The organism is Rhodococcus sp. (in: high G+C Gram-positive bacteria) (genome assembly GCF_049299235.1).
Taxonomy (GTDB): Bacteria; Actinomycetota; Actinomycetes; order Mycobacteriales; family Mycobacteriaceae; genus Rhodococcus.
Genome location: NZ_JBAQXC010000382.1, coordinates 1 through 6266, shown reverse-complemented (window position 1 = coordinate 6266; position 6266 = coordinate 1). Strand labels below are relative to the sequence as shown.

At 69.1% G+C, this 6266-nt stretch carries 8 protein-coding genes; all 8 read left to right on the top strand.

What is annotated here, in order from left to right:
- Window positions 1-821 (top strand): hypothetical protein (locus WAX14_RS23495; RefSeq protein WP_422630445.1); only part of this gene is annotated, 821 nt, incomplete at its 5' end.
- 28 nt (window positions 822-849) lie between these two features.
- A complete protein-coding gene (locus tag WAX14_RS23490; protein WP_422630447.1) occupies window positions 850-1509 on the top strand; it encodes a hypothetical protein in 660 nt (219 codons plus the stop codon).
- Window positions 1510-1578: 69 nt separating this feature from the next.
- On the top strand, window positions 1579-2370 hold the full coding sequence (locus WAX14_RS23485) for an SDR family NAD(P)-dependent oxidoreductase (RefSeq protein ID WP_422630444.1): 792 nt from the start codon (window positions 1579-1581) through the stop codon (window positions 2368-2370).
- A 76-nt stretch (window positions 2371-2446) separates the two neighbouring features.
- The gene (locus tag WAX14_RS23480; RefSeq protein ID WP_422630443.1) at window positions 2447-3046 is read left to right on the top strand and encodes a LemA family protein; all 600 of its coding nucleotides are present in this window, start codon (window positions 2447-2449) and stop codon (window positions 3044-3046) included.
- Between the two features lie 78 nt (window positions 3047-3124).
- Window positions 3125-3661, top strand: a complete 537-nt coding sequence (gene pyrE / locus WAX14_RS23475; RefSeq protein ID WP_422630442.1) for an orotate phosphoribosyltransferase — start codon at window positions 3125-3127, stop codon at window positions 3659-3661.
- Between the two features lie 23 nt (window positions 3662-3684).
- On the top strand, window positions 3685-4788 hold the full coding sequence (galT, locus tag WAX14_RS23470) for a galactose-1-phosphate uridylyltransferase (RefSeq protein WP_422630446.1): 1104 nt from the start codon (window positions 3685-3687) through the stop codon (window positions 4786-4788).
- Complete coding sequence (galK, locus tag WAX14_RS23465; protein WP_422630441.1) at window positions 4785-5924, top strand: galactokinase; 1140 nt, start codon at window positions 4785-4787, stop codon at window positions 5922-5924. The genes galT and galK overlap by 4 nt, the downstream gene beginning before the upstream one ends.
- A 29-nt stretch (window positions 5925-5953) precedes the next feature.
- On the top strand, window positions 5954-6266 hold a 313-nt coding region (locus WAX14_RS23460), incomplete at its 3' end, for a lysoplasmalogenase family protein (RefSeq protein WP_422630440.1).

Sequence of the window (6266 nt, the reverse complement as noted above, 5' to 3'; positions counted from 1 at the left end):
GTACCTTGGGAAGGACCATGACGAATCCGCAGGATCCGCGCACACCGCAGGAGCGCGCATACTCGCTCGACGAGTCGCACGCTGAGACGCGGGAGATGCACACGTCCGATCCGACCGAGGCATACGGTCGGCACGAGCCGACGCGGGCGTTTCCGCCCTACGACTCGACACCGCAATACCAGCCCACCGAGCAGTACCAGCCCACCGAGCAGTACCAGCCCACCCAGCAGTACCAGCCCACCCAGCAGTACGGATACGAGCCGGGTGGACCGGGCTTGCCGCCGGGTCGGATACCACCTCCCGAGCCGCAGGGACCACAGGAACCGCGCCGCAGGCGTTGGGTGCTGCCCGCCCTCGGCGCTCTCGCGGTGATCGCGCTGGCCGGTGTGTTCGGCTATCTGCTCAGCGGTGGAACCGGCAGCGATTCCTCGACCGCGTCGGCTCCCACGACAACGGTCGCGCCTCCTCCGACGACGACGCGGACTCCGTCGCCGACCGTCGAGCCGTCGCTGCCGCCGACCCTTCCGCTCGATCGCCTTCCCGGCGGTCTCGGGGATGCGATCGGATCCAACGGCACCACCGTCGGCACCGTGACGGCGAACGACGGATCGAGCATCACGATCAGTGGCATCGGGGGTTCGGTGGTCACCGTCCGGCTGACGCCGCAGACCCAGATCATCGCCCTCGCCGGTTCGTCACCGTCTGCCTTGCGGGTGGGGGACACGGTTCTCGCGCAGGGCACACCCGTTCAGGGCGGCGAGATGACCGCGGACACGGTTGTCAGCGCGACGGTTCCCGGCTTCAACCGCTCCGGCAACTGAACACGCTAGGCTGAGCCCGGTGACGGTCATGTGGTTCGGTCTGGCAGCGGTCGCGCTGGTCGGCGCGCTCGTTCTGCTCTACATCGACCGCACGCGCCGGGAGCAGTCCGGTCGGGTGCGGGAGATCTGGGCTCGTGCCCAGGGCTACAAGTACACCGCGTCCGACGGTTCGCTGCCCTCGAACTGGCATCGTGCGGCGCTCGCGAAGCAGGAGTATCTGGGCGCGCTCGACGTGGTGCGCGGGGTGCGCCGCGGCAACGAGTTCCTGCTGTTCGACATCGAGGAGACCGCCACCATCGTCGGGGTGCATCGCAAGGTGGGTTCGGATGTCGACATCGACCTGCGGTTGATGTCGACGCCGCCGCCCAAGGATCCCGACATGAACCTGCTCGGTTCGATCGGGCCGCGCGTGGTGTTCGCGACGGATCTCGAGATCGCGCGGCGCGTCTGTGACCAGCGGATGGTCGCGTTCACCGAGTCGATCCCGCCGCATGTGCAGATGTTGTGGAGTGAGAACGACTGGACACTCGGATCGATTCCGTTGAACAGCAACGGTCGCGAGTGGGACGCGGCGATCGACACGGTGGCGCGATTGTCGGGGATCCTGCACGTGTTGCCGCCGGTTGTCGAACCGGCCGAGATGGATCGTGGCGTGCACGATCCGGGACGGCCGTCGGCGCATCACTGAGGTGGACTGCCGACGTGACTGTGCTTCCCGGCGTTACCCGCGAGTAGATGTCCGGTTAGTGTGATCGGCATGACATCGGATCGTGCTGCTCGGCCCGTCGCTCTCGTCACCGGCCCCACCTCCGGCATCGGTGCCGGCTACGCCCGTTCGCTCGCCGCCCGCGGCTTCGATCTGGTGCTGGTGGCTCGGAACGAGACGAAACTCGCCGATCTCGCGGCCGACCTGAAAGGCCGCTTCGGCGCCGAGTCGGAGATCCTGTCCGCGGATCTGGCGACGGAGTCGGGGCGTGGCCGCGTCGAGAAGCGACTTGCCTGCGGTGTCGACATGCTGGTCAACAACGCCGGGTTCGGCACGACAGGCGAGTTCTGGACCGCGTCACCCGAACTACTGCAATCGCAACTGGATGTGAACGTCACCGCGGTGGTGCGATTGACCCGTGCTGCGCTGCCGTCGATGATCGCCGCAGGTTCCGGCCGCATCGTCAATGTCGCGAGCGTGGCCGGTTTGCTGCCCGGTCGTGGCTCGACCTATTCGGGCAGCAAGGCCTACGTGGTTTCGTTCACGGAGGGCCTGGCCGGTGGCCTCGCCGGGACCGGCGTGCAGGTCCAGGCGCTGTGTCCGGGATTCGTGCACACCGAATTCCATCGCCGTGCGGGCATCGAAATGGACTCGATTCCCGCATGGATGTGGCTGGACGTCGACACCGTGGTGCGGAGCTCCCTCGCCGACCTCGAGGCGGGGAAGGTCCGCAGCATTCCCGGCCTGCAATACAAGGTCATCACCACCGCCGGACGCTTCGTTCCGGTCAATCTCGTCCGCAGATTGACCAATGTCTTCGGTCGCGGCCGCGGCCGCACCTGATTACGGTCAGGACACGCCGGGCGGACACGCCGGACCGGTGATGCGCGCAGGTGGGTCACCTCGGTACATTCTGCGCGTGACCGTTGTGGCCGTTGTGATCGGTGTGATCGTGCTTCTGGTGCTGTCGACAAACTCGGCGATGCGCCGCGCGCAGAAGCGCAGGGCACGGTATCGCGACAGCCTGCGTCTGCTCGCCAACGAGCTCGACGACCGCTATGACCTGGTACCCGCGCTGATCGCGGCATCGGCGGGTGCGGGCGTCGAACGCAGCCGCATCAGCCCGGTCGTCGGTGCCCGCACCCTTGCGATCGCGATGCGCGATCGGCGGCTGAGCCTCGGTGAACGAGCGGAGGCCGAAAGCACGTTGTCCGCGGCATTGCACGAACTCATCGGCGACCCGGACGACGGCACGCATTGGCCGTTCACCCGGGTTGCCCGGGAATTGCAGAACGGGGAGGCGCGCATCGTCGGCGCGGCGCACGTCCACAACGATCTGGCTCAGGCGCTGAACGAGACCGTCAGCACGTTCCCGTCATCGGTGTTCGCGAAGCTCGCGGGCGTCGGCACGGTTCCGCTGTTCGAGTTCGCTCCGATGCTCGATCACGTCGAGGCGGCTGATGCTGCGCGATCCGCGGCGACCACGGACGACGCAGAGCCAGGCACCGCCGCGGCCTGACCGCTCCCCGTAGGCGACTAGGATTCGTGCCGCCGGTCGCGTGGGCGGCGGGACGACAATCGACGGTGAGGACGAGCGATGAGCGATCGCGAAGAGCTGGCTGCGCTGGTGCGCGAGCTGGCAGTGGTACACGGCGCGGTGACGTTGTCGTCCGGCAAGGAAGCCGACTACTACGTGGATCTGCGCCGCGCGACGCTGCATCACCGGGCCGGGCCACTGATCGGCAGTCTGCTGCGTGAACTCGTCGCCGATTGGGATTTCGCTGCCGTCGGTGGCCTCACGATGGGCGCAGATCCGGTGGCGATGGCCGTGATGCACGCGCCGGGCCGGCCCGTCGACGCGTTCGTCGTCCGCAAGGCCGCGAAAGCGCACGGCATGCAGCGCCGGATCGAGGGACCCGACGTGGTGGGCAAGCGGGTGTTGGTCGTCGAGGACACGACCACCACGGGGAACTCGCCGCTCACCGCGGTGGCGGCGCTGCGTGAGGTAGGTGCGATCGTGGTCGGTGTCGCGACCGTCGTCGACCGGGCGACCGGAGCCGACGCCGTCATCGCCGCCGAGGGCCTCGAATACCGATCGTTGTTGGGTCTGTCGGACCTCGGCCTGGCCGAATAGCCGGTCCGGCGGTGACCGCGCGGATACGTCGCACCGTCACGCACCTCGCGGACGGACGGGAACTGATCTGTTTCGACGACACCGAACCGTATGTCTCCGGCGGTGCCGTGCGGGACCTGCGCGACACCCGCGATCTTCCGCCGGTGACCGCGGCGTCGGAATTGCGTTTCGATCCGCTCACTGGTGAGTGGGTGACGTTCGCGGCGCACCGGATGGACCGTACGTTCCTGCCGCAGGTCTCGGATTGTCCGTTGTGCCCGACCCGTCCGGGTGGTGCGCCGACGGAGGTCCCGGCCGCCGACTACGACGTGGTCGTGTTCGAGAACCGCTTCCCGTCGCTGGTCGCCGGCGTCGTCGCACCCGATGCCTGCGACGAATCGCCGTGGCCGCGGCGCCCGGCCGGGGGGCGCTGTGAGGTCGTGGCGTTCACGTCCGAACACGACGCGCGGTTTGCCGACCTCACCGCGTCTCGGGCGCGCACCGTCGTCGATGTCCTCGCCGACCGTACCGCCGAACTGTCCGCGTTGACCGGCGTCCGACAGGTGTTCTGTTTCGAGAATCGTGGCACGGAAATCGGTGTGACACTGCAACATCCGCACGGCCAGATCTACGCCTATCCGTTCCTGCCGCCGCGGTCGCGGGTGCTGATGGATCGGGCCCGCGCCCACCGTGCGGCGACCGGGCGGTCGTTGCAACGCGACATCCTCGACGCCGAACGCAGCGCAGGGATCCGCGTCGTCGCGGCGGGCCGGGCCTGGACCGCGTATGTCCCCGCGGCGGCACGTTGGCCTGTCGAGGTGCACCTCGCCCCGCACCGGGACGTTCCTGATCTGGCGGCGCTCACCGACGACGAACGCGACGAACTGGCGCTGATGTACCGGGACGTACTCGGCCGCGTCGACCGGTTCTTCGACGGCGGCGACCGCGTGCCGTACATCGCGGCGTGGCATCAGGCCCCGGTCGGGGACGGCCGCGAACACGGCCGGTTGTTCGCCCAGGTGTTCTCGGTGCGCCGCGCCGTCGGCAAGCTCAAGTATCTGGCCGGTTCGGAATCGGCGATGGGTGCCTGGATCAGCGACACCACCCCCGAGCGCATCGCGGCGCGGCTGCGGGAGGTCGCGGAATGAGCGCGTGCGGCGAGGTCCGCGCACTGTTCGGCTACCACTTCGGCGGAGCCCCGGACGGGGTGTGGTGCGCGCCGGGGCGGATCAACCTCATCGGCGAACACGTCGACTACGCGGACGGACTGTGCCTGCCGATGGCACTCGGCCGGCGCACCGCCGTCGCGCTGCGCGGGCGCACGGACGGGACACTGCGGTTGCGCAGCGTCGGATTTCCCGCCGTCGACGTCACCGTCGCCGAGATCGCGTCCCGCGCAGTGCCCGGTTGGCCGGCCTATGTGGCCGGGGTCGTGTGGGCGCTGGCCTTGCCGGATTTCACCGGGGCCGACGTCGCCGTGGCCTCCGATGTCCCGGTCGGGGCCGGGCTGTCGAGTTCCGCGGCGCTCGAGTGCGCGATCGCGCTGGCACTGACCGAACCGCACGGATGTGCCACCGACGATCAGGGCCGCGCGGAGCTCGCATCGGCCTGCCGGCGCGCCGAGAACGACTACGTCGGTGTTCCGACCGGCGGTATGGACCAGCAGATTTCGTTGCGCGGACGGTCCGGGCATGCGATGCTGCTGGACTGCCGCACCGGCCGGGTCCGGCACGTGCCGTTCGATCCGTCCGCATCGGGGCTGGCGCTGCTCGTCGTCGATACGTCGGCCCCGCATCGCCTCGTCGACGGACAGTACGCGCAGCGCCGCCGTTCCGTGGAGGACGCGGCGCGGCACCTGGATGTGGTGTCTCTCCGGGATGTGGAAGCTGTTCCTGCTCTGGATGATCCGATTCTGCGACGCCGGGCACGTCATGTCGTCACCGAAATCCGGCGGGTGCGTGAGACGGTGGCCGCGCTCGACCGGGCCGACATCCGGGCGCTCGGCCCGCTGCTGGACGCCTCGCATCGCTCCCTGCGTGACGACTTCGAGGTCAGCTGCGTCGAATTGGATTCGGCGGTCGAGGCGGCACAGGGTTCCGGGGCGCTCGGTGCCCGCATGGTCGGGGGCGGGTTCGGCGGTTCGGTGCTGGCGCTGTGTGAGGCGGGAGCGGCTCAGGAGGTCGCGCACGCGATTCAGGTCGCGGCCGAGCGCCGCGGACTGCCGCAGCCGCGATTCTGGACGGTGACACCGGCCGACGGGGCACGACGCTGTGACCATCGGTGAACGGCGCCCCTCCCGGTACTGTGCCGATCATGGCTTGGTTCAGTCGGAAGAAGTGGGGCGCCGAACACGTGGTGTTCGCCGCTGCGACCGTGGCGACGGTCGTCGGCGCGGTGCGCGGCAACGAGAAGATGCAACAGATCGCCAAACCGTTGATCGCGCCGGCGCTCGCGGCCCGGGTGCTGCGGCGCAGCCGTGACACCGACCGGGTCGACACCGCGCTGCTCCTGCTCGGTCTGGCCGGCGCGACCATCGGCGACGTGTTCATGATCGACCCGGACACCGATCGGCGGCTGGTGCGTGGTGCGTCGTCGTTCGCGGTGATGCAGATGAGCTATTCGGCGC

Excerpts from the sequence above, each read along its gene's own strand:
- WAX14_RS23490 (WP_422630447.1), top strand. The coding sequence starts at position 850 with ATGTGGTTCGGTCTGGCAGCGGTCGCGCTGGTCGGCGCGCTCGTTCTG.
- WAX14_RS23485 (WP_422630444.1), top strand. The coding sequence starts at position 1,579 with ATGACATCGGATCGTGCTGCTCGGCCCGTCGCTCTCGTCACCGGCCCC.
- pyrE (WP_422630442.1), top strand. The coding sequence starts at position 3,125 with ATGAGCGATCGCGAAGAGCTGGCTGCGCTGGTGCGCGAGCTGGCAGTG.
- galK (WP_422630441.1), top strand. The coding sequence starts at position 4,785 with ATGAGCGCGTGCGGCGAGGTCCGCGCACTGTTCGGCTACCACTTCGGC.